This is a genomic window from Sediminicola sp. 1XM1-17 (genome assembly GCF_037203765.1).
Taxonomy (GTDB): domain Bacteria; phylum Bacteroidota; class Bacteroidia; order Flavobacteriales; family Flavobacteriaceae; genus Sediminicola.
Genome location: NZ_JBBCAS010000004.1, coordinates 162,328 through 182,842 on the forward strand (window position 1 = coordinate 162,328; position 20,515 = coordinate 182,842).

Below are 20,515 nucleotides of genomic sequence, written 5' to 3' on the forward strand. Positions count from 1 at the left end.
TATTGATTGTGCTAAACTTAACTGATTTAAGTGATACTAAAAAATGTGAAAATCCGGATTCTTGACAAGTTTAGGCATCCTATACCCGCTTTACACATCCATAGGGTGCGTTCCCTCATTGCAATGTATGCTTCACTCATTGTAGGTTTTATAAATAAAAAGATGGATTTAGTTTTAAGGACAATTCAGTATTAATCAAAAACCAGAGAAATGAAAAATCTTATACTAACAATCAGTTTGGGCATTTTGACGATAAGTATGGTCAATGCCCATGGTGCCTCTACCCCAGCAAAGGACAATCCTGTATCACTAGGGTATTCCCCAGCTCTAAAAAAACTGGAAACCAAATCTAGACCAAAAGTTAAAATAGCGCTGTTATTGGACACCAGCAATAGCATGGATGGCCTAATCAATCAGGCAAAAGCCCAATTGTGGGATGTCGTGAACAAATTCGGCTATGTTAAATGTGGCAATGACACTAGGCCCCAACTGCAAATTGCCATCTACGAGTACGGTAATGACAATCTATCACCCAAAGAAGGATACATTAGGCAGGTGATTGGTTTTAGCGGTGATCTGGATGAGATTTCCGAAAAGCTCTTTTCCCTAACCACCAATGGCGGAGAGGAATATTGCGGGCAGGCCATACAGACTTCCCTGAACCAGCTGGAATGGGGCAAAAATGAGGACGATCTAAAACTTATATTTATTGCAGGGAACGAACCCTTTACCCAAGGCCGACTGAATTATTGGGACGCTGCCACCAATGCCAAAGAAAAGGACATTGTGGTCAATACCATCTTTTGTGGTGATTACGAGCAAGGCATCTCCACCAAATGGAAGCATGGGGCAACAATGACGGGTGGGGAATATATGGCCATTGACCACAACAGAAAAGTAGTGCATATGGTCACTCCTTATGACGAGGTGATCATACAATTGAATGCCCGACTTAACAAAACCTATATTTCCTACGGCGCTTTGGGAGCATCAAAAATGGCCATGCAGAGCAGACAGGACCAAAATGCAGAAGCTCTAGAAGAAGCTGTTATGGTAAAAAGAGCGGTGAGCAAAAGTTCCAGACTGTACAGCAATTCAGAATGGGATTTAGTGGACGCCTCCAAAAGCGCCGATTTTGACGTTTCAAAAGTTAATAAAGAGCAGTTGCCACAAGAATTAAAAAACAAGTCGGACCAAGAAATAGCCCAGTTCATACAAACCAAGAAGCAAGAACGGGATAAGATCCAAAAAGAAATACAATCGCTCAATTCCAAGCGCGAGGCCTATTTGGCAAAAAACCAAAAAGATCCCTCTGAGGGAGCATTGGAAAACGCACTTTTATCGGCCATAAAGAAACAGGCCATGAAGAAAAATTATACTTGGGAGTAGATCATAGATGCAAGCTTATGGCCCAAAAGCGATAGGCTTGTTTTTAATTGACAGCCGGACATTTACAATCAAACCTCTTTTCTGCCTGACCAAAGTCGTACCCTAAAGTGATCTGATGGAACCCTCCATTGTCAAATCTGATATCCCCCATTTGGTATGAATAGTTATAGGACACCAAAAACTGACCTATGTTGGCACCTACAATGGGTGTTACCAATTGTAATCTTTGTTGTCCAAAATCACCATTGGTCTGGAATTGGGCCCCATCAAAACTTCTTCTGTAGGACAAACCACCCCAAATAGTACCAAAAGGCACAGTCTTGTAAACCTTGGTGTTGATATCAATTGTTTTTTCTTTCGTAAAATCGGTCATCTGGAACAATACGGAAGGCTCCAACTGAATTTCTCTTTTTCCAAAAACATACCCTACTGAAAACAAATATCTCCTTAGGTTATCGAACTCCTGAGCCGTGTATAGATCACGCCCACTTCCCAGGGCATTCAATACTGCGGTATGGGCATAAAATTCCAAAAAGTTATATGAAAAGCCAAAATCCACATTGAAATAGGCAGCCGTATTTTTAACGCCCGTAATCAAGGGATCTGGAACGATGGATCTAAATTCGGTTTCATCCAAGCTGCTCAATATTACGCCAACACTGGCTCCAAATGACAATTGGTTCAAAAACCGTGCATCGCCTCCTAATTTCAAATGATGGGCATAAGTTCCTTTAAATCCGGTTTGGGAGTGGTAACCGTTGGCATCATTAAATAATATTCCCCCCAATCCACTATTTTCACCAACCCTGAAATTGGCATTAAAAGTCTGAAGGCTTGGAGCTTCATCTACATTGAACCATTGCTTTCTTGCCGTAAGTCTAATTTTACCCCCATCACTGATCCCCGCCATGGATGGATAGACCAAATAGTAATTGTCCGCGAGGTAGTCAAAATACACCGGTATTCCTTCCTGTGCCATGGCTGGTGTACTAAGAGCAAAAGAAGCCATCAAAGCTAAAAGAAGTCGTTTCATCTAAAAAATGGGGTAAATATTCCTAAACCGTCCAAATATAAAATATAACGGATGAAATACAACATTAGTATAAAGTGGGTAAAATAGGAATTCCTTTGTACTTTTGCATAAAATATTTTTCTTATGAAGGAGTACACCATTACCATATACGAAACTACCAACCCACAGATATTAAAATTTGAGACCAACCATTTCATAACCAAAAACAACAATTATGAATTTAAGGATATTGATCAGGCGAAGAATTCACCCTTGGCCCAGCAATTATTCTATCTTCCGTTCGTAAAAACAGTCTATATCTCTGGTAATTTTATTGCCTTGGAGCGTTATGATATTGTACAGTGGTCCGATGTCCGCGATGAAGTGGCACAACAGATTGTAGAATACCTCAACAGCGGTGCCCCTATTGTCCATGAAGAACTGGACCAGAAAAAGGTTCCCGCGACAGTGTATGCAGAAAACACACCAAACCCTGCAGCCATGCGTTTTGTATCCAATAAAATGTTGGTACCTACCGCTTTTGAGTTCAAAAATATTGATGAAGCCAAAGATTCTGCATTGGCAACTGCCCTTTTTAAGTTTCCTTTTGTCAAGGAAGTATTCTTTGATGAGAATTATGTGTCCGTAATCAAATACGACGTTGCAGATTGGAATGACATCACCTTGGAAATAAGGGAATTTATCAGAGAATTCCTTGCCGATGGTAAAGAAGTGGTTTCAGCTACCAGTGTTGCCAAACAAAAAGCGGAAGCTCCTTCCAGCCAAGTCCATACGGACAATTTGGACGACACCTCCAAAAAAATCATAGATATCCTGGAAGAATACGTAAAACCTGCCGTAGCCAGCGATGGTGGAAACATACTTTTCAAATCCTACGATGCGGAAAGCAAAACGGTAAATGTTGTTTTGCAGGGAGCATGCAGTGGTTGCCCTTCCTCCACTTTTACCTTAAAGAACGGCATTGAGAATATGTTAAAGAATATGATGGGTGATAAGATCAACGAGGTGGTTGCCCTTAACGGTTAATTTTTAGGAAAATCAAATACGTGTTAACAACAAAATTTTTAAAGCGCCTTTTATAGGCGCTTTTTTATGTCTTATAAACCCCTCTTTTGTACCTTCATAGCTAGAACAACTCCAAACGCATTATCTCTTATGGCCCACAAACACACCAACAACCTCATTCATGAGAGCAGCCCTTACCTTCTCCAACACGCCCATAATCCGGTACACTGGGAGGCATGGAGCAAAGAACTGATGGATCGCGCACAAAAGGAAAACAAATTGGTCTTGGTCAGTATAGGCTATGCTGCCTGCCACTGGTGCCATGTCATGGAACACGAATGTTTTGAGGATGAGGCCGTAGCCGCGGTCATGAACGAACACTTTATCTGCATCAAAATAGACCGGGAAGAGCGACCGGATATTGATCATATCTATATGGAAGCCCTACAAATGATGACCGGCAGTGGCGGATGGCCCCTCAATGTAGTGACCCTTCCCGACGGCAAACCCTTTTGGGGCGCCACCTACGTAAAAAAACAGGACTGGGTGACCGTATTGAAACAACTCTGGGATTTGTATCAGAAGGAACCCAAAAAGGTCATACAATATGCCGAAAATTTAGCCGAAGGAATCCGTACCATCAATTTGGTGGAGAGAAAAGAGGGAATTCCGGTAATCTCCATGCCAAATTTAAAGGAGGCCATTGCGCTATGGTCATCCTATTTCGATACATTTTTGGGCGGACATAAACGGGCACCAAAATTTATGATGCCCTGTAATTTGGATTTCCTCCTACATTATGCCCATGTGACCAAGGACGAAGCTATACATGACTATGTCAATGTAACCTTGACCCGCATGGCCAATGGGGGTATTTTTGATCATATCGGGGGTGGATTTTCAAGATATGCCGTAGACACAAAATGGCATGTTCCACATTTTGAAAAAATGCTCTACGACAATGGACAGATGGTTAGTGTATATGCCAAAGCATTTGCTGTGACCCAAAACGACCTCTACAAAAAGATCGTCGAAGAAACGATCAACTTTGTGACCAGGGAACTTATGGCCCCAAACTACGGTTTCTATTCTTCTTTGGATGCTGATAGTCTAAACAAGGAAGGAACGCTGGAGGAAGGAGCCTATTACGTATGGACAAAAACTGAACTGCAGCAATTACTGGGAAATGATTATAACGTATTCCAGGATTATTACAATATCAATGAATATGGGCACTGGGAGCATGGAAACTACGTGCTGATCAAAGATATACCCGATATGGAAATTGCGGAGAGACACGGACTGACGGTTACGGCATTGGGTGATATTATAGAGGGCTGCAAAAAAATCTTAATAAAGGAAAGGGACAAAAGGAACCCACCCCGATTGGATGATAAGATATTGACCTCTTGGAACGCATTGATGCTTAAAGGCCTGGTGGATGCCTCCAAATACCTAAGGAACGATGACTATTTAAAACTTGCGATCAAGAATGCAAATTTCATCCTGACACATTTGACCGATAAGGAAGACGGACTCTTTCACAACCACAAAGATGGCAGAAGTACCATATCCGGTTTTTTAGAAGATTATGCTGCCTTGATAGATGCCTTTTTTGCGCTCTACGAAGCCAGTTTTGAAGAGAAGTGGTTGCTAAAAGCCAAGGCATTGCTGAACCATTGTATCAAAAACTTTTATGATGATAAAAGTGCCCTGTTCTTTTTTACTGCAAAAAATGATGATTTTATAATACGAAGGTCCTTGGAGGTATCCGATAATGTCATACCCGCTTCCAATAGTATCATGGCCAATTGTTTATTTAAATTTGGAAAACTTTTCCCTTCTGAAGCCTACAGTACCATTGCCCAACAAATGCTTTTGAATGTTCAGGAGAATTTTGCCAAAAATGCCCAGGGCCACGCCCATTGGTTACATTTGGTATTATACCACCATTTTGACTTTTATGAAATTGCCATTATCGGAAGCGAAGCAGAAGACAAAAGAACAGAAATCAATGGCCATTATCTCCCGCAGGCCTTGGTGGCAGGTAGTCAAGAAGCTACAAGTACGCTACTAGTATTGCAAAATAGATTCGTGGAGCACCAGACCCCCATCTACCTCTGCCAAGATACAAGTTGCAAATTACCCGTAAACACCATTGAAGAGGCCCTATCACAGCTGAATGCCGGAAACAAGGATTAACAGTACTTTAAGCCCATAAACTTGATAGGAGACCCTATTTTTTGTTTTTTTGTGTTAAAATTTAGAAAAAGTATATGATAGAAATTGACAAAGTAGAAAAATACGCGAGTGATTTGACCCAATGGGCCATTGAGTTTTTACCAAATTTAATAGCTGCCGTGCTCATCCTATTCATAGGGTTATGGGTGGTCAAAATAATCAATAAACTAGTCCATAAATTCTTTGAGAAACAAGAATTTGACAAAGCTCTGGAGCACTTCCTACAAAGCTTTATCAGCGTTGCCCTAAAATTTCTGTTGTTTGTATTGGTGATAACGCAATTGGGCGTACAGTCGTCCTCATTGGTAGCCATAGTGGGTGCCGCCGGACTTGCAGTTGGATTGGCCCTACAGGGATCGTTGGCAAATTTTGCCGGTGGTGTATTGATTCTGATCTTCAAACCCTTTAAAGTGGGGGACTTTATTTCGGCCCAAGGGGTAGACGGTACGGTTACCGAGATTTCCATTTTCACTACAAAACTGAGCACCTTCGGAAATCAGATTGCCATAGTTCCAAACGGACAATTGTCCAATAACAATATCATTAATTACAATGCACAGGAAACCCGACGTGATAAGATTACCATGGGTATTGGATACGGTGCCAACATAAAAGAGGCCAAGGACATTTTATTGCAGATCTGTGCAGAAAATGAAACCATCTTAAAGGATCCAGCTCCGGTAGTTTATGTGGATGCCTTGGCAGATAGTTCTGTGAACCTATCCCTACGTTTTTGGGCCAAGAACCCTGATTTCTGGGATGCCCATTTTTATGTTATGGAACAAGCCAAATATAGGTTTGATGCCGCAGGAATTGAAATACCATTTCCACAAAGGGTTATGCACAAGGCCTAAACCTTCTTCTGCTGCAATACAAAATCTTTTAAGTAGTAGGGTTCGAAGTAAGCGACGTTTTCAAATTCGCTTGCTTCGAATTTTTTTTGGGATAACTGGGCCATCTCCCTTGCCGATGGTACTACCTTGGTATCCAAGACAACATTTTGATGCTGGATGATCTCCCTGCACTTTTCAGCCCCACTGCCTATGATATGAACGGAATGGGATTTTAAATATTCCCGAAACGAATCAGGGGTGATTATTTCAGCTTCGGTAGCTCTTATTTCTTGCCAATCACGGTCATATACTGCAGAATACACCTCCATTCTTCGTGCGTCCAATACGGGAACAATTAAGTGATCCTGGGATACCACAAGTTGGTGGGCCATACTCTCCAAGGTGGGAATTGAAATAAGTGGCACCTCCAAGGAAAAGCACAATCCCTTGGCAGCAGAAACACCGATACGAAGTCCGGTATAAGATCCTGGACCCTTACTTACCGCAACGGCATCAATATCCTGTAAAGAAAAGGAAGCCTCCTCCAAGACTTCCTTTATATAATTATGTAACTGTTCCGCATGGGAATAATTGGCACTATCATTTTCCTTGATCGCTAGTACCTTTCCTTCTTGCGCCAAACTAACCGAACAATTGGTTGTTGCGGTCTCTAAATTTAATATCAAAGCCATAATGGCTACAAATATACTTTAGTTTATGGTTATTGGAATACCAAAATAAAACTCTAATACCTTTAACCTGAAAATATAGTCATATTTTGTACGTATCAAATCCGCCTCGGCATTATCTACCCTAGCTTGGGACTGACTGAAATCGAAGGCATTCATGAGTCCTACTTCAAAACGCTCCCTTGTATACTCATAAGCAGTTCTTCTCGCCTCCAAGGTCTTTTGAGCAGCCTCATACGATTTAAATGTATTTTTCACATCAGCATATGCTTGGTTAACATTAGCCTCTAAAGCCAACTTATCCTGCTCTAACTGAAGTTTATTCCTATCTACATTAATTTCTGACCGCTTTATATTGTTTCTTACACTGAAACCATTGAAAATGGGGATAGACAATTGTGCTCCATAGGAAATACCATCGTTCATCCACAATTGGTCACCAAAACTAGTGGTCATAAAAGTATTGGTATTAGGATCGAAGGTAGGCTGATCAGAGTATCGGGTATTATAATTGAAAAAACCTCTTAAGGTAGGATAAAGTGCGCCCTTGGCAATATCGAGATCTTTTTCGGCCACATCCACATTGGATTCAGATAATTTTATGTCATTTCTGAAGGTAAGGGCCTTGTCAAAAATGGTCTTTGGCGAATTGTCCAGAATATTCGACGGAGGCACCATAAATTCTTGATCTACGATATCAAAATTATCATAATCCGTGATCTGTAACAATTGGGCCAGATTGATACGGGAAATAAACACAAGGTTCTCCGCGTTTACGATCTGTTGTTCCTGGTTGGCCGCCGTAGCTTCTACCTCCAATAAATCGCCTTTGGGCAGAACCCCCGATTCTACCAATTCCTTGGTGCGTTTCAAATCCTGTTCTGTGACGGCATATTGTGCCTTAAACACAATCAAGGATTCCTTGTTCAACAAAATTTGCAAATACGCATTGGCCACCGCCAACCCTATATCGTCCTTCAAATCCTCCAACCTGTATTGGCTGGCAATTGCCGCAAGTTTTGCACGGTTCAATCTGTGTATATTCCTGAGTCCATCAAACAGAACAGCGGAAGAAGACAATCCTCCTGAAGCCGTAATAATGGTCGTGGTTACTGGTTGGTTGTTGGTAGGATCAAAAGACAATCCTGTGTTCCCGGACACTGTTGAAGATGCACTCAAGCTTGGCAGAAAGCCTCCAATCGCATCAGATTTATCCAGTTCTACACTTTTCAAATCCAATTCAAACTGTTCAATCGTCAAATTGTTCTCGTAGGCATATTCAACACACTCCTGCAAAGTCCATTTCTTCATTTGTGCCGAAGCAGATCCTATGGAAAAAAGGACTAAAACTATAATTAATTTAACTTTCATTGGTAACTGTTTTTTGATGATTGAACTAGTTTAGTTTGTTTCTTCCTCCTCATCAGTTCCTTGCTTAATAGGTTCTGTCTTATTCCAAATCTTCACCTTATCGTCCTTGGTAAGCCCTTCTACAATTTCCACGTTCACTCCGTCCGAAATTCCTATTTTGACATCCCTACGCTCAAATTTCTGATCTCCAGTGGACACTTCCACATAGGGCTCATCCGTTGTTTTGTCAAATTGCAACAAGGCTTCGGGAATTACCATGACATCATCTTTCTTTTCCAAAACAAGGGATGCATTGGCACTATACCCGGCACGGATCAGAAAATCATCTTCTACGGTAACATCACCTTCTATCTTGAACTGAACAGCACCTGCCTCTTCCACACCTTTTGGTGCAATAAATCTAAGTTTGGCGTCAAATTCCTTATCATCAATAGCCCCAAGACTTATTTTTAAGGGCATGCCCAATTGCAACTTTCCTACCTCACCTTCATCTACCTTTCCTTCGAAGATCATCACACTCAAATCGGCAATAGTGGCTATGGTTGTCCCATCATTGAAGTTGTTGCTTTGGATCACCTGGTCTCCCTCTTTTACAGGTATCTCCAAAATTGTTCCGGACACCAACGCCCTAATATTGGTATTCGCTGTTGATGAACCACCGGCAGATCCCACACGGATAATCTGATAGTCGGATTGGGCATTCTGCAATTCAATCTTAGCCCTGTCATACTGTAATTGTTGGGTGTTGAAATCTTGGCTGGAAACCACCCCTTTATCAAAAAGAACTTTATTCCTATCGTACTCAATTTTGGCATTGTTCAATGCCACTTCGGCGTTCTTTACCCTTCCCCTAGCCTGGTTCAGCGATTGCTCATTGGGAACTACCTTAATTTTCGCAATCAGGTCCCCAGCTTTTACCTTGGCGCCTTCTTTGAGGTATATTTTATCGATTATCCCAGACACCTGAGGTTTGATCTGAACCTCATCTTCTGGAACAACTTTCCCTGTGGCCACGGTCTTCTTTTCTATACTGGCCGTAAAAGGGTTTTTTGTTTCGTATGTAATGGCGGATTTACTATTCGATTTAACGAAAAATGCCGCAGCCCATAATGCTCCCAACACTACGACTCCTATCAATACGTATTTTACAATTTTGTTCATTTTGTTCGTATTTATTTAATGATATAGTTTAGTTTATTCTTCTCTTAATGCGTCAATAGGTTTAATGCTGACCGCACGCTGTGCCGGTATCAAGCCTATCAAGGTACCCAAGATGACCATGATGGCCAAGGCTCCCAAAACATAGGGGATCGGGACTGTTGGATTGGCATATGGAAAATCTGAGTCCTGTGTTAACGTATTGATGAGGCTAAGTACTCCGGCACCCATGATGATCCCTATCACCCCAGCAATCATTGTTAGTAGGACCGATTCCAAAATAATTAGGGACCGTACTTCTCTTGGCGTTGCGCCCAGAGCGCGCCTGACCCCAAGTTCTTTGGTTCTTTCCTTTACGGAGATCAAAAGAATATTGCCAATGCCTATGACCCCGGCCAAAATAGTGGCAACACCTACCACAAGGGACAAAAAGGTCAACCCTTCTGCAAAGCCAACAATTCTGTTAAAAATCTCACCCAAGTTGAAGGATCCAAAAGCCCTCTCATCATCTGGGTTAACATTGTGAATATTTTTTAGTAGCGTTTTTACATCCTTCTCCACTTGTATCACATCTGCATCGTCAAAAGCTGCAATCGTCAACCAAGAAACATCTTCACCGGTGTTGTACAATTTTCTAAATGTGCTGAATGGAATGTAGATATCGGAATCGCTTTCAAAACCACCACCAGGCGTAAATTTGTGCACCCCAACAACTTGGAAAAACACATTGTCTATCCTAATAAAACCTCCTATAGGGTCTTCATCCTTTTCAAACAGTTCCTTTTGAGTACGTTCTCCTATGACACAAACTTTTCTTGCTTGGTCTATATCTTCGTCATTGATGAACCTGCCCCCGTCATATATCTTCTTGGTAGCTATCTTTGTCAATACAGGATAATCTCCATAAACAGCGTAATTACCAGACTTGGTTCCCCTAATAATCTGGGCCGGACCGCTACCAAAAACTCCTTTTACATTTCTAGGTGCGATAAATTGTATCTCTGAAATCCTATTTTCCAGTACGGTTACATCTTGCAATTTCAGTTGTAGTTGTCTCCCCGTTTTAAATCCTTTGTATGGCATACTGGTGCTTTGCGCCCAAGCGAACATACTGTTCATAGCCACATTTTCGAACTGTTTTTCAAAACCATTGTCCAGTCCTTTTGCCGCTCCCGACAAAACGATATAAATGAAGATACCCCACAAAACACCCACTACGGTGATGATGGTACGGGTCTTGTTCTTACTTATAGAACCGTAAATTTCCTGCCATGTATTTCTGTCAAATATAAATCGCATGTTATTCGTCTCTTAAGGCTACAATTGGTTTAATATCGGCAGCTCTCTTGGCAGGTAAATAGCCTGCAAGTGCTCCAAAGAAAATCAATACTATAGTGGCGGAAATCGCCATGGTTAAATTGATAAATGGATTGGTGATAAAGTAATCCTTCAAGGTATCCCCAAGGGAGCCTAAAATGGCGATTCCCAAGATCATCCCTATAAACCCGGAAACGGTAGTTATAAATACCGATTCCAACAATATGGTGCCAATAACAGATTTTGGAGTGGCACCCAATGCCTTTCTAATTCCAAGCTCCTTGGTGCGTTCCTTTACCACAAACACCATAATATTACTGATTCCAATAATTCCGGCTATAATAGTTCCAAAGGCCACAAAAGCTACTATCATTTGCAGTACCCGGGCAAATTGTTGGTTCTGCTTCAGTTGATCGGCAATATTCCGTATAAAGATGCCGCTCTCGTCATCTGGACTGATATTTTTCTTATCCTTGATGAACCTCGTCAGACTCCTGTCGAAGGCCATCGCACCGACATATCCAATTTCCGGTTTAAACCCAACGATAATTTGATCTATCTTATCTGTATTCTTTTCTATGAGCTGTCGTGTGGTATATGGAATATAAATCATTCTTTCCTCATTGTCGCCACCCTCGTCCTGAAACACGCCAATGACCATAAAGGCACTTCCGCCAATGTCAATATAGTTGCCTATGGCATTTTCTGAACCGAAAAGGTCCTGCTCCACCAACCTTCCAATCACCGCATATTTGGTTCTGTCAATGATATCAGCCTCATTCAGGTACCTACCCTTCATCATGATGGTCTTCTCTGCAAACTGATGGGCAGGACCTACCGCTCTATTGGAATAGTTGTTGGAATCATTCTTATATTTTACCAAGCTACTTCTAGAGATCCTCGGTGTGGAGTATTCCAAAAACATGGGGAAGTTTTTCTCGATGTCAGCCAAATCGCTATTGTCGAATTCTATCTGTCTATTGGCCTTATAGCCCTTGTATGGTTTTGTGGTCCTCCCCGGAAACACAAAAAATACGTTGGTGGCATCGTCTCCAAAAAAATCATCGAAGGTGTTGATAAGTCCGTTTCCAAAACCAAAAAGGACCACAAAAATAAAAATACCCAAGGCCACGGTAAAACCGGACAGGAAGGTCCGTAGCTTGTTCTTTTGTATCGTCTGGAAAATTTCTTTCCAATTGTCCCTACTAAACATATTGCGCAGCCCTTACTTGTTCAACCTTTTTATCTTCCAAGATCACCCCATCTTTCAAATGAACAATACGCTTGCACATATTGGCAATATCTGGCTCATGGGTAACAATCAAAATGGTATTGCCTTTATCATTAATTTTTTGGATCAGATCCATCACCTCATAGGAGGTTTTACTATCCAGGGCTCCTGTTGGCTCATCCGCCAATAACACTTTGGGTTCGGCCGCCATGGCCCGTGCAATGGCCACACGTTGCTTTTGTCCACCGGACAATTCATTGGGCAAGTGTCCGGCCCATTCCTTAAGACCTACCTGTTCCAAATATTTCAAGGCCTTTTCCTGTCGCTCTTTTCTGCCGACTTTCTGGTAATACAGGGGCAGGGCAACATTCTCCAAAGCTGTTTTATAGTTGATCAAGTTGAAAGATTGAAATACAAAGCCCAAAAATTTGTTTCTATAATTGGCCGCCTTGGTTTCGTTCAGATTCACAATTGGCACCCCATCCAAAGTATAGGAACCTTCATCCAATTCATCCAACATACCCAAAATGTTCAATAAGGTAGATTTCCCAGATCCCGAAGAACCCATAATGGCGACCAACTCACCTTCCTCTACAGAAAAATTGATACCTTTTAGAACATGGAGAGCATTACTTCCCATCTTATAGGATTTATGAAGATCTTTAATTTCTATCATAACAAATTGTATTGGGTGTTTGCGTTTTAATACGCTGATAGGACTCATATGAATCCAATTTGTTACAACATTTGGGCTAAATTATTTTCAAATGGGATATTTATTATTCTTTTAAAAGCCAGCTTTTTGAATTATTCCGGAATCTTTTATGTGGTCATGGTGCGCTCTAGGGGGAGGTATGAAAATAAAAAGGCCCGCCAACAGGTACATGGTTTGGGTCTTGGAGAAAACGGGAAGCACGGACCCCAAGAAGTATCCTGCAGTCAGGGAATCCCATAAATTTTCAGTATTATTTGAACAAAAGAAAATCTATCGGTTGCGGAGTGCTCCAGCCTATGGAGAGCATTATTAAGGCAGTAAAGAACAGAAAGATCCGCTATGAATCTAGGATCTCATTTTTCTATAAATGAAATAGAACAAACCGGCAACCAGGATATAGGGCACCGCCATAAGATAAACAATACCATTATTGATCCCTTCTGCCGCGGAAGTATCAGCCTCACTTTCAAGGACAGCACGACACATGGCACACTGGGCCTCAGCAAATTGGGGCAACAAAAACGCCAGTAGTACAAGGATGGTTATGATACTTTTATTTTGCATAGCGTCTTCTTTTATCAATAGCTATAGTAAGGTGATATCATTAAATATACAATGACCCCGGTAACGGCCACGTAGAGCCAAATAGGAAAGGTAATCTTGGCCAATTTTCTGTGCGCTTCAAATTTCTGAAGATAGGCCTTGGCATAGGTCCTCAACACCAATGGAATGATGGCTATGGACAGCACAATATGGGTGACCAGAATAAAATAATAAACCACCTTGATATATCCTTCCCCACCAAAAACAGTGGAATCAGAGGTCATATGATAGGCCACATACATCAGTAAGAACGCTAGGGAAAGCGCAATACAGGTGGTCATCAAGTTTTGGTGCAACTTGCGTTTGCCATTTTTTATGGCCCATACGGCCACCACCAACAATAGGGCGGTCAGACCATTGACGGACGCATAAATTGGAGGCAAAAACGAAAGAGGCTCCACGTTTGGCAATTTTACTCCAAACAATATGGCAACCACTACTGGTATTACAATGGATACCAAAGTTATCAGTTTATTAAATTTCTTTTCTCTTACAGTAATAGCATCCATCCTACTCTTCCAATAATTTTTTAATATCCTCCTTTAAAATAGCAATCTGTTCCTGTTCTCCCTGGTCGTTCTGTCCCTCAGACTCTGTAATGGTACCCCTATAATAAATAATCGGGTTTCCAAACTCATCTACCCTAGACCGGATAAACCCTTTTTTATCCACAAGCGCAAAAAGGCCTGAATGTTCAAAACCTCCCGGGGCATTCGGGGTCTGGGCCGCAAATATATTGAAGCCGTCATTGGCCAGATCATAGATCTCCCCACTGCTGCCGGTCAACAAATGCCAATCGATATTGGTTATCCCATAGGTTTCTGCATATTTCTTTAAGACCGATGGGGTATCATATTCAGGATTGATGGTAAAAGAAGCCACGCCAAAGTTTTCGAAATCCTTGAACTCCTCTTGAATCTCCACCAAATTCCTGTTCATTATAGGACAGATACTGGGACAGGTTGTGAAGAAGAATTCCACCACGTATACTTTTCCCCTATAATCCTTTTCAGTAATGTTAAGGCTATCCTGGTTAATCAAAGAGAATGGAGGCACCCTCCTTTTCTCACCATTGAATTCTATATACGATAGGGACCCACTATTGTCCTTAACGTTCATTCGGTCGTTTTGTACTACGGTTCCGCTCTTTACCCGATCTACGATCCTGGGTATAAAAATGATTCCAAAAATGAGCACAATCAATGAAACCCAAACATAGGTGTATTTATTCTTCATCAGTTGCTTCTTTCGGCGTTGTTTTTCTTTAAGGCCATGCGATATTCTGCAAAGATGATCTTAACATCATCCTCCATCTTATTGTTCAGATCGGCTACGGATGTGGTATTAAAACCGTACTTGGTGCCATTTCCATCATCATCCTTTCTTCCCCTTAGGCTTTTATCCTTGTCCACAATAAACACAAAGGGGGTACCCAGGTTTTCCTCTAAAATGATATCTGTTTTCAAGCTAGCGAACAAGGTCCTGATTTCATTGGGTTCCCCATAGACAAACTTCCACTTGGAAATATCTCCCAAACTACCTAGATCTTTCTTTAATTCCTCCACCTTGCCTTCTGTGCCCTTGGGCATGACCATGACGAACTGAAAATCATTGAATTCGTAAAATGGTTTGTATATTTTTTGATTCAAATTGAAAGCATTGCCCTTTTTAAGCGCTACCTCCTCACCCAAAAAGCCAAGTATGGTAATTTTATCCTGTAGGGTATACGTCGGGTCTATTTCAGAAATATCGGAGACATTCTCTGTCAGTATGGGAAGCTTTCCAAAATTATTTATACCAGATGCAAAAAAGAGATAGGCAACTATGGGAAGTATAAACAAAACAACTAAAACGAATACTTTTTTCATACTATATGGTAGGGTACAAAAATAAAAAAGACGGTATAAAAACCGTCTTTTAATTCTGTTAATTATACGTTAGAAATTCCATTTAATGAATCCATCCTTGTACACCTGAAAGATATAATCTGCTTCGAACAGCAAAATAAAGATCAGGTAGGCGACCAAGAAAATTGGTGTCCAAACTATAGTTCTTCTCAAAGAGCTTTTTTCATCCCGCAAGTGCATAAAATCCCATGCAATATAGTAGGCTTTAACCAAGGTAAGGATGATAAAGATCCAGTTCAGTGATTTCATTCCCAAAACGTAGGATTTGGTCAAAATTTCTGGCTTTATAATACCCAAGGCAACTTCAACTGCTGTGACCAAGGTTAAGAAAATCAATACTCCCCAAATTTTCTGGGTGTTCGACTTGAACTTCAATAGACCTCTAAAAATTTCTAATTTGTGTGCGTGTGCCATTTTATATGTTTTATATGCGCCTCCTATTCTTTAACCAGTATGGAGGTTGTATTTTTTTGAAATGATTATACCAAATAAAAGAATGTGAATACGAATACCCAAACCAAATCCACAAAGTGCCAGTAAAGTCCAACTTTCTCCACCATTTCATAATGACCCCTGCGTTCGTAAGTACCCAAGATCACATTGAAGAAGATAATCAGGTTGATGACTACTCCCGAGAATACGTGGAATCCGTGGAATCCGGTGATAAAGAAAAAGAAATCGGCAAACAAACGACTGCCATATTCATTGTGGATCAGATTTGCACCTTCTACCACATATTTTGCGTTCTCCAAAGATTTTAATGATTCTTCCCTACTAAGAACTGTCTTCTCTCCTTCTTCGTTCAACAATTCTGTACGGATCACAATATTGGAGTTGGCCTTAAAGCCTTCAACAACTTCATTTACGGAATATGTTGCCAAAGTACCTTCCTCTTCGAACCACAGTCCATTTTTACTCTCATGAGCAATACGCTCTTCAGGCAACTGGGCCGTAAAATCAGCCAATGCAGCACGTTCTCCGGTATCGGCCTTTACGAATTGCAGGATACGACCACCTTTGGTCTCGATAGCACCGTAATCCCCTTTGATAAAAGTTGCCCATTCCCAGGCCTGTGAACCAACGAAAATGGCACCACCGATAATGGTCAGGAACATATACCAGATAACACTCTTCTGTTTCATTTTATGACCAGCGTCTACTGCCAAAACCATCGTTACAGATGACATGATCAGGATAAAGGTCATAAATGCCACATAGTACATAGGGAAATTCCCGTGAAAGAAAGGAACGTGGGTAAATACCTCATCGGCAATTGGCCATGTCTCTATAAACTTAAATCTGGAAAATCCGTAAGCCGCCAAAAAGCCGGAAAAGGTCAAGGCATCAGACACAATGAAGAACCACATCATCATTTTACCATAACTTGCTCCTAGAGGTCGATTCTCGCTTCCGCCTCCCCAAACGTTTTCTTCTGTACCCGTTGTTACCGTAGTATCCATATATAAACTATCGTATTAATAAAATTTTCACAAATTTACATTTTTTTCGTCTACACAAAATTTTTGAGTTTTAAAAAATAGGAAAAATTTCATGTATTTCAGGAAGTAGTTGACATTTTCGCCTCTATTTCCCAGAATTCCCCTTTATTTAGTTTTAATAGAAATAAAAGAACAAGATGAGATAGACCCATAAGAGGTCCAAAAAGTGCCAAAAGGTAGCTCCCAATTCCAGTCCCAAGAACTCCTTGGAGGAATATTTTCCCTTGATCTGGTTGTACAACACCACCGAGAGGGATATTAATCCTGCAACCACATGCAGTATGTGGACCATAGCAATCAAAAAGATATAGGACATGGTAATACTACTGGTAGGCCCTGTAAAATAGTAACCTTGTGCAATCATTTCGGAAAACCCATTGAACTGCAAAAAGATAAAGGCAAGTCCCAATACAAAGGTGATCCACAACCAATTGGTGCACATCTTGCGGTTATCGGCCTTGATGGCAGATTTGGCCAGGATGTATGTTACGCTACTCATCACCAGTACCACCGTACTGTACAAAAATGAAGAGGGCAACTGCAGATCGGTGAGCCAATCTTCCCTTGTACTACTTACAATATAGGCACTGGTCCAGCCAGCAAAACCCATGATCAAACTTACTATCCCGAACCAGAGCATCATTTTCTTTGCCCTATCGTTCTTCTCCTTTGGAGTACCTGTTGTTAAATCCATAAATTGTTAAATAAATTTATCCACTACATATACCACCTGCATCAAGGTGATGTACGAAACACTTGCCAACATAAGACTCTTGGCAGATTTGTTATCTTTTCTTTCGTAAAGCCGCATGGCAAAAAACAGCATGACCAGCCCCATGATAAAAATAATAATTGCCGCTCCAATGGATAATTGGAGTCGACCTGTAATGCCAAAAACCGGGATTACAGAGATCACCATCATCCAAATGGTATACATGATAATCTGAAGTGCGGTCCCTTTGTCCTTCTTTCCCGTTGGAAGCATCTTAAATCCACCTTTCTTATAATCCTCATCGAGCATCCATCCCAAGGCCCAAAAATGGGGGAACTGCCAAAAAAACTGTATCATGAATAGTGTTCCCGGCTCTATCCCAAAATCATTGGTAGCTGCAACCCACCCGAGCATAAAGGGTATGGCTCCTGGAAAAGCACCCACAAATACCGAAAGCGGTGTTTTGGTCTTTAACGGGGTATAGACACTGGTGTATAAAAAGATGGAAATAGCACCGAACATGGCGGTCTTTGGATTGAGAATATAAAGGGACACCAAACCAATAATGGTCAGGACAACGGCGATGGCCATTGCGGTATTCACGGACATCCTACCCGAAGGGATAGGCCTGTTTTTGGTCCGGTTCATCAAGGCATCCAAATCTTTCTCGATGATCTGATTAAAAGCATTGGAGGCCCCAACCATACAATACCCACCAAATGCCAATAAGAAAAGGGACAGATAACTGATCTCTACGGCACCTAGAAAATAACCGGCAATTGAGGAAAAGACAACGCTTACCGCCAGCCTAGCTTTGGTAATCTCTTTAAAATCAGCAAAAACCAAAGACCATAAGGTACTTTTTGCTGTTTGAACCGCAGTCTTCATTTAGTATTTTTAAAAGGAGTGCAAAGATAAGACCCAATTGATTTTTTTCCAACCTATTACGGGTATTTATGTTATTTTGAAGTCACAAACCTATCTTTCACTCATAAACCATCTCAATTAAAGAATACAAACACCCTGCAGCCACTTTTCCCTAACCTGTTTTCCATCACATTTTGAGCCTTATGACAGAAAACTAAGGCTAATACCGCAACCTTGGCCAACATATGCTACATTCTCAAAAAGAAAACCCTGACCAAGGCCAGGGTTTTTATTGTTTTCAAAACAAATCCTATGGATCTAGGACCATTTTGGTCTAATAATTACTGTAGTTTAAAGGTAATCGGAATACTGAAAGGAACCCTTACCGCTCTACCCCTTTGTTTACCAGGAGTCATTTTTGGCAATCTGCTGATAATTCTTTCCGCCTCTTTTTCCAAGTTTTGGTCCGGTCCACGCATTCTAATGTTTCCAATGCTACCATCCTTTTGGATTACGAACATCACACTAACCCTACCTTGAACACCCATTTCTTGGGCTATTTCCGGGTAACGGAAGTTCTTACGGATATGATCTTGCATTTTTTCATTGAAACATGCCCTCTTATCCTTTTCGTTTTCACATCCAGGGAATACGGGTACATCTTCAATAACTGCAAATGGAACGTCAATTTCTTCTTCAACATCCTCAACGGCGATATCTTCCACCTCAATGATTTCCTCTTCTTGGGAAGTTTCAGTTGATTTTATCACTGTTTCCTCAACTTCAACCTCATCTTCAACAACCGTAATGATCTCAGGTGCTGCTGGTGGCGGTGGAGGTGGTGGAGTCTTGATCTGTTCCGTCATTGGAACTTCTTCATCCAACATATCTTCCACGTTCAAAGAAACGTCATATGTAGTCTGTTCATCGTAAGTTTTCCATTCCAAAGCACGCCATGTAATCAACATCACAACAAACAAGCCTATAACAAAGTACATGCCGCTGTTTTTTGTCAAATCTGCCTTTGGATTCTTTTTTGGTTCCATATAGTTAGTTTTAAGGTTTGCTAATTTAAATATTAATTTAATAAAAAAACAATTAATTTTTCCATTTTAACTGCCTTTTCCCAGAAAATTGGAGTTTTATGGACAGAGCACCAAATAAAGCCCCTAAAGTGTTCGCCAGGACATCAAATATATCTCCCTCCCTGGCAACAGTCAACTCACTTTGTATCACCTCAATAACTATACCATAAAGCACCATTACGGCAACAATAGTAATTATTGATTTCACAAGACCTCGTTTACCATGAGTTCTTTCCCTAATGGTCAAAGCCCCAAACACCGTCCCAACATAATAAAAAGTAAAATGAACCAGTTTATCCAAATTGGCTATTTCAAAATTTGGAAGGTCATTCTCTGAGAAAGAAAATAAGCTGAGCAGTGTTATGAACACCATCCAGCTTATAAATGCAATTGTAAATAGGCTGTTATTAAGCACCTATCAATTCCTTGTAATCTGCATCACTCAAAAGTCCATCAACTTCCGAAGGATCGCTTAACTTTATTTTGATCATCCACCCCTCTCCGTAAGGATCGGTATTTACCTTCTCGGGCTCATCTTCCAACAATGTATTAAACTCAACGATCTCCCCACTCAATGGAAGAAAAAGGTCGGAAACCGTTTTAACAGCTTCTACCGTTCCAAATATTTCTTCCTTATCCAAAGTTTCATCCAAGGTCTCCACTTCTACGTAAACGATATCACCTAATTCCCCTTGGGCAAAATCTGTGATCCCCACTGTTGCAATATCCCCTTCAATCTTAACCCACTCGTGGTCTTTGGTATACTTTAATTCGGACGGTACGCTCATGTCTTTAATTTAATTGTTAGAGCCGCAAATGTATGGGATTTTAGGAATCTATTCAAAAAAAGTAATTCATTA

At 41.0% G+C, this 20,515-nt stretch carries 23 protein-coding genes; 5 read left to right on the top strand and 18 right to left on the bottom strand.

The genetic code is table 11. The features are described from left to right. The first annotated feature begins 210 nt into the window (after positions 1 to 210). Positions 211 to 1,389, top strand: coding sequence for a vWA domain-containing protein (locus WAA86_RS07820; RefSeq protein WP_337300442.1), 1,179 nt, complete (start codon positions 211 to 213; stop codon positions 1,387 to 1,389). Positions 1,390 to 1,432: 43 nt separating this feature from the next. Here the strand turns inward: WAA86_RS07820 and WAA86_RS07825 are convergent, their stop codons facing one another. Further along, a complete protein-coding gene (locus WAA86_RS07825; protein ID WP_337300443.1) occupies positions 1,433 to 2,422 on the bottom strand; it encodes a PorP/SprF family type IX secretion system membrane protein in 990 nt (329 codons plus the stop codon). 123 nt (positions 2,423 to 2,545) lie between these two features. Between WAA86_RS07825 and WAA86_RS07830 the strand changes: the two genes are divergently transcribed. The 3 genes from WAA86_RS07830 to WAA86_RS07840 all read left to right on the top strand — a co-directional run bounded on the left by WAA86_RS07830 (position 2,546) and on the right by WAA86_RS07840 (position 6,522). Further along, the gene (locus tag WAA86_RS07830; RefSeq protein ID WP_337300444.1) at positions 2,546 to 3,448 is read left to right on the top strand and encodes a NifU family protein; all 903 of its coding nucleotides are present in this window, start codon (positions 2,546 to 2,548) and stop codon (positions 3,446 to 3,448) included. 129 nt (positions 3,449 to 3,577) lie between these two features. Next, a complete protein-coding gene (locus WAA86_RS07835) occupies positions 3,578 to 5,629 on the top strand; it encodes a thioredoxin domain-containing protein (protein WP_337300445.1) in 2,052 nt (683 codons plus the stop codon). A 74-nt stretch (positions 5,630 to 5,703) separates the two neighbouring features. Then, on the top strand, positions 5,704 to 6,522 hold the full coding sequence (locus tag WAA86_RS07840) for a mechanosensitive ion channel family protein (RefSeq protein ID WP_337300446.1): 819 nt from the start codon (positions 5,704 to 5,706) through the stop codon (positions 6,520 to 6,522). On the opposite strand, the gene tsaB is transcribed toward WAA86_RS07840, so the two are convergent. From tsaB to WAA86_RS07870, 6 genes are read right to left on the bottom strand one after another with little or no spacing between them, the layout of a single operon-like run. Then, complete coding sequence (gene tsaB, locus WAA86_RS07845; RefSeq protein WP_337300447.1) at positions 6,519 to 7,193, bottom strand: tRNA (adenosine(37)-N6)-threonylcarbamoyltransferase complex dimerization subunit type 1 TsaB; 675 nt, start codon at positions 7,191 to 7,193, stop codon at positions 6,519 to 6,521. The two genes, WAA86_RS07840 and tsaB, sit on opposite strands and share 4 nt — an antisense overlap. A gap of 18 nt (positions 7,194 to 7,211) precedes the next feature. Further along, complete coding sequence (locus tag WAA86_RS07850; protein WP_337300448.1) at positions 7,212 to 8,561, bottom strand: TolC family protein; 1,350 nt, start codon at positions 8,559 to 8,561, stop codon at positions 7,212 to 7,214. 30 nt (positions 8,562 to 8,591) lie between these two features. Next, positions 8,592 to 9,722: an efflux RND transporter periplasmic adaptor subunit gene (locus WAA86_RS07855; RefSeq protein ID WP_337300449.1), complete on the bottom strand. Its 1,131-nt coding sequence runs from the start codon at positions 9,720 to 9,722 to the stop codon at positions 8,592 to 8,594. Between the two features lie 33 nt (positions 9,723 to 9,755). After that, positions 9,756 to 11,018, bottom strand: coding sequence for an ABC transporter permease (locus tag WAA86_RS07860; RefSeq protein ID WP_337300450.1), 1,263 nt, complete (start codon positions 11,016 to 11,018; stop codon positions 9,756 to 9,758). A gap of 1 nt (position 11,019) precedes the next feature. Beyond that, entirely contained in the window at positions 11,020 to 12,249 is a 1,230-nt protein-coding gene (locus WAA86_RS07865; RefSeq protein ID WP_337300451.1) for an ABC transporter permease, read from the bottom strand. Further along, positions 12,242 to 12,943, bottom strand: a complete 702-nt coding sequence (locus WAA86_RS07870) for an ABC transporter ATP-binding protein (protein ID WP_337300452.1) — start codon at positions 12,941 to 12,943, stop codon at positions 12,242 to 12,244. Before WAA86_RS07870 ends, WAA86_RS07865 begins: the two co-directional genes overlap by 8 nt. 126 nt (positions 12,944 to 13,069) lie before the next feature. Here WAA86_RS07870 and WAA86_RS07875 point away from each other — a divergent pair, with 126 nt between their 5' ends. Continuing rightward, positions 13,070 to 13,222, top strand: a complete 153-nt coding sequence (locus tag WAA86_RS07875) for a hypothetical protein (RefSeq protein ID WP_337300453.1) — start codon at positions 13,070 to 13,072, stop codon at positions 13,220 to 13,222. 105 nt (positions 13,223 to 13,327) lie between these two features. On the opposite strand, the gene WAA86_RS07880 is transcribed toward WAA86_RS07875, so the two are convergent. The 11 genes from WAA86_RS07880 to gcvH all read right to left on the bottom strand — a co-directional run bounded on the left by WAA86_RS07880 (position 13,328) and on the right by gcvH (position 20,443). Beyond that, the gene (locus WAA86_RS07880) at positions 13,328 to 13,546 is read right to left on the bottom strand and encodes a hypothetical protein (protein WP_337300454.1); all 219 of its coding nucleotides are present in this window, start codon (positions 13,544 to 13,546) and stop codon (positions 13,328 to 13,330) included. Between the two features lie 14 nt (positions 13,547 to 13,560). Next, the gene (locus WAA86_RS07885; RefSeq protein ID WP_337300455.1) at positions 13,561 to 14,094 is read right to left on the bottom strand and encodes a DUF420 domain-containing protein; all 534 of its coding nucleotides are present in this window, start codon (positions 14,092 to 14,094) and stop codon (positions 13,561 to 13,563) included. A 1-nt stretch (position 14,095) separates the two neighbouring features. Continuing rightward, entirely contained in the window at positions 14,096 to 14,821 is a 726-nt protein-coding gene (locus WAA86_RS07890) for an SCO family protein (protein ID WP_337300456.1), read from the bottom strand. Beyond that, a complete protein-coding gene (locus tag WAA86_RS07895; protein ID WP_337300457.1) occupies positions 14,821 to 15,453 on the bottom strand; it encodes a hypothetical protein in 633 nt (210 codons plus the stop codon). The genes WAA86_RS07890 and WAA86_RS07895 overlap by 1 nt, the downstream gene beginning before the upstream one ends. 69 nt (positions 15,454 to 15,522) lie before the next feature. Continuing rightward, on the bottom strand, positions 15,523 to 15,906 hold the full coding sequence (locus WAA86_RS07900; RefSeq protein ID WP_337300458.1) for a cytochrome C oxidase subunit IV family protein: 384 nt from the start codon (positions 15,904 to 15,906) through the stop codon (positions 15,523 to 15,525). A gap of 65 nt (positions 15,907 to 15,971) precedes the next feature. After that, positions 15,972 to 16,952, bottom strand: coding sequence for a cytochrome c oxidase subunit 3 (locus tag WAA86_RS07905; RefSeq protein ID WP_337300459.1), 981 nt, complete (start codon positions 16,950 to 16,952; stop codon positions 15,972 to 15,974). A 154-nt stretch (positions 16,953 to 17,106) separates the two neighbouring features. Continuing rightward, a complete protein-coding gene (locus WAA86_RS07910; protein WP_337300460.1) occupies positions 17,107 to 17,685 on the bottom strand; it encodes a cytochrome c oxidase subunit 3 in 579 nt (192 codons plus the stop codon). 6 nt (positions 17,686 to 17,691) lie between these two features. Then, complete coding sequence (cyoE, locus tag WAA86_RS07915) at positions 17,692 to 18,591, bottom strand: heme o synthase (protein ID WP_337300461.1); 900 nt, start codon at positions 18,589 to 18,591, stop codon at positions 17,692 to 17,694. Positions 18,592 to 18,911: 320 nt separating this feature from the next. Beyond that, positions 18,912 to 19,616, bottom strand: coding sequence for an energy transducer TonB (locus tag WAA86_RS07920; protein WP_337300462.1), 705 nt, complete (start codon positions 19,614 to 19,616; stop codon positions 18,912 to 18,914). A 52-nt stretch (positions 19,617 to 19,668) separates the two neighbouring features. Then, positions 19,669 to 20,028 carry a VanZ family protein gene (locus WAA86_RS07925; RefSeq protein WP_337300463.1) on the bottom strand — a complete coding sequence of 120 codons (360 nt, stop codon included), beginning with the start codon at positions 20,026 to 20,028 and terminating at the stop codon, positions 19,669 to 19,671. Positions 20,029 to 20,062: 34 nt separating this feature from the next. After that, on the bottom strand, positions 20,063 to 20,443 hold the full coding sequence (gcvH, locus tag WAA86_RS07930; protein WP_337300464.1) for a glycine cleavage system protein GcvH: 381 nt from the start codon (positions 20,441 to 20,443) through the stop codon (positions 20,063 to 20,065). Positions 20,444 to 20,515 lie beyond the last annotated feature (72 nt).

Coding starts and splice junctions, on each gene's coding strand:
- WAA86_RS07865 (WP_337300451.1), bottom strand. CDS start 12,249: ATGTTTAGTAGGGACAATTGGAAAGAAATTTTCCAGACGATACAAAAG.
- WAA86_RS07860 (WP_337300450.1), bottom strand. CDS start 11,018: ATGCGATTTATATTTGACAGAAATACATGGCAGGAAATTTACGGTTCT.
- WAA86_RS07920 (WP_337300462.1), bottom strand. CDS start 19,616: ATGGAACCAAAAAAGAATCCAAAGGCAGATTTGACAAAAAACAGCGGC.
- WAA86_RS07825 (WP_337300443.1), bottom strand. CDS start 2,422: ATGAAACGACTTCTTTTAGCTTTGATGGCTTCTTTTGCTCTTAGTACA.
- tsaB (WP_337300447.1), bottom strand. CDS start 7,193: ATGGCTTTGATATTAAATTTAGAGACCGCAACAACCAATTGTTCGGTT.
- gcvH (WP_337300464.1), bottom strand. CDS start 20,443: ATGAGCGTACCGTCCGAATTAAAGTATACCAAAGACCACGAGTGGGTT.
- WAA86_RS07900 (WP_337300458.1), bottom strand. CDS start 15,906: ATGGCACACGCACACAAATTAGAAATTTTTAGAGGTCTATTGAAGTTC.
- WAA86_RS07895 (WP_337300457.1), bottom strand. CDS start 15,453: ATGAAAAAAGTATTCGTTTTAGTTGTTTTGTTTATACTTCCCATAGTT.
- WAA86_RS07820 (WP_337300442.1), top strand. CDS start 211: ATGAAAAATCTTATACTAACAATCAGTTTGGGCATTTTGACGATAAGT.
- WAA86_RS07830 (WP_337300444.1), top strand. CDS start 2,546: ATGAAGGAGTACACCATTACCATATACGAAACTACCAACCCACAGATA.
- WAA86_RS07850 (WP_337300448.1), bottom strand. CDS start 8,561: ATGAAAGTTAAATTAATTATAGTTTTAGTCCTTTTTTCCATAGGATCT.
- cyoE (WP_337300461.1), bottom strand. CDS start 18,591: ATGAAGACTGCGGTTCAAACAGCAAAAAGTACCTTATGGTCTTTGGTT.
- WAA86_RS07910 (WP_337300460.1), bottom strand. CDS start 17,685: ATGGATTTAACAACAGGTACTCCAAAGGAGAAGAACGATAGGGCAAAG.
- WAA86_RS07890 (WP_337300456.1), bottom strand. CDS start 14,821: ATGAAGAATAAATACACCTATGTTTGGGTTTCATTGATTGTGCTCATT.
- WAA86_RS07880 (WP_337300454.1), bottom strand. CDS start 13,546: ATGCAAAATAAAAGTATCATAACCATCCTTGTACTACTGGCGTTTTTG.
- WAA86_RS07905 (WP_337300459.1), bottom strand. CDS start 16,952: ATGGATACTACGGTAACAACGGGTACAGAAGAAAACGTTTGGGGAGGC.
- WAA86_RS07870 (WP_337300452.1), bottom strand. CDS start 12,943: ATGATAGAAATTAAAGATCTTCATAAATCCTATAAGATGGGAAGTAAT.
- WAA86_RS07925 (WP_337300463.1), bottom strand. CDS start 20,028: ATGGTGTTCATAACACTGCTCAGCTTATTTTCTTTCTCAGAGAATGAC.
- WAA86_RS07840 (WP_337300446.1), top strand. CDS start 5,704: ATGATAGAAATTGACAAAGTAGAAAAATACGCGAGTGATTTGACCCAA.
- WAA86_RS07835 (WP_337300445.1), top strand. CDS start 3,578: ATGGCCCACAAACACACCAACAACCTCATTCATGAGAGCAGCCCTTAC.
- WAA86_RS07885 (WP_337300455.1), bottom strand. CDS start 14,094: ATGGATGCTATTACTGTAAGAGAAAAGAAATTTAATAAACTGATAACT.
- WAA86_RS07855 (WP_337300449.1), bottom strand. CDS start 9,722: ATGAACAAAATTGTAAAATACGTATTGATAGGAGTCGTAGTGTTGGGA.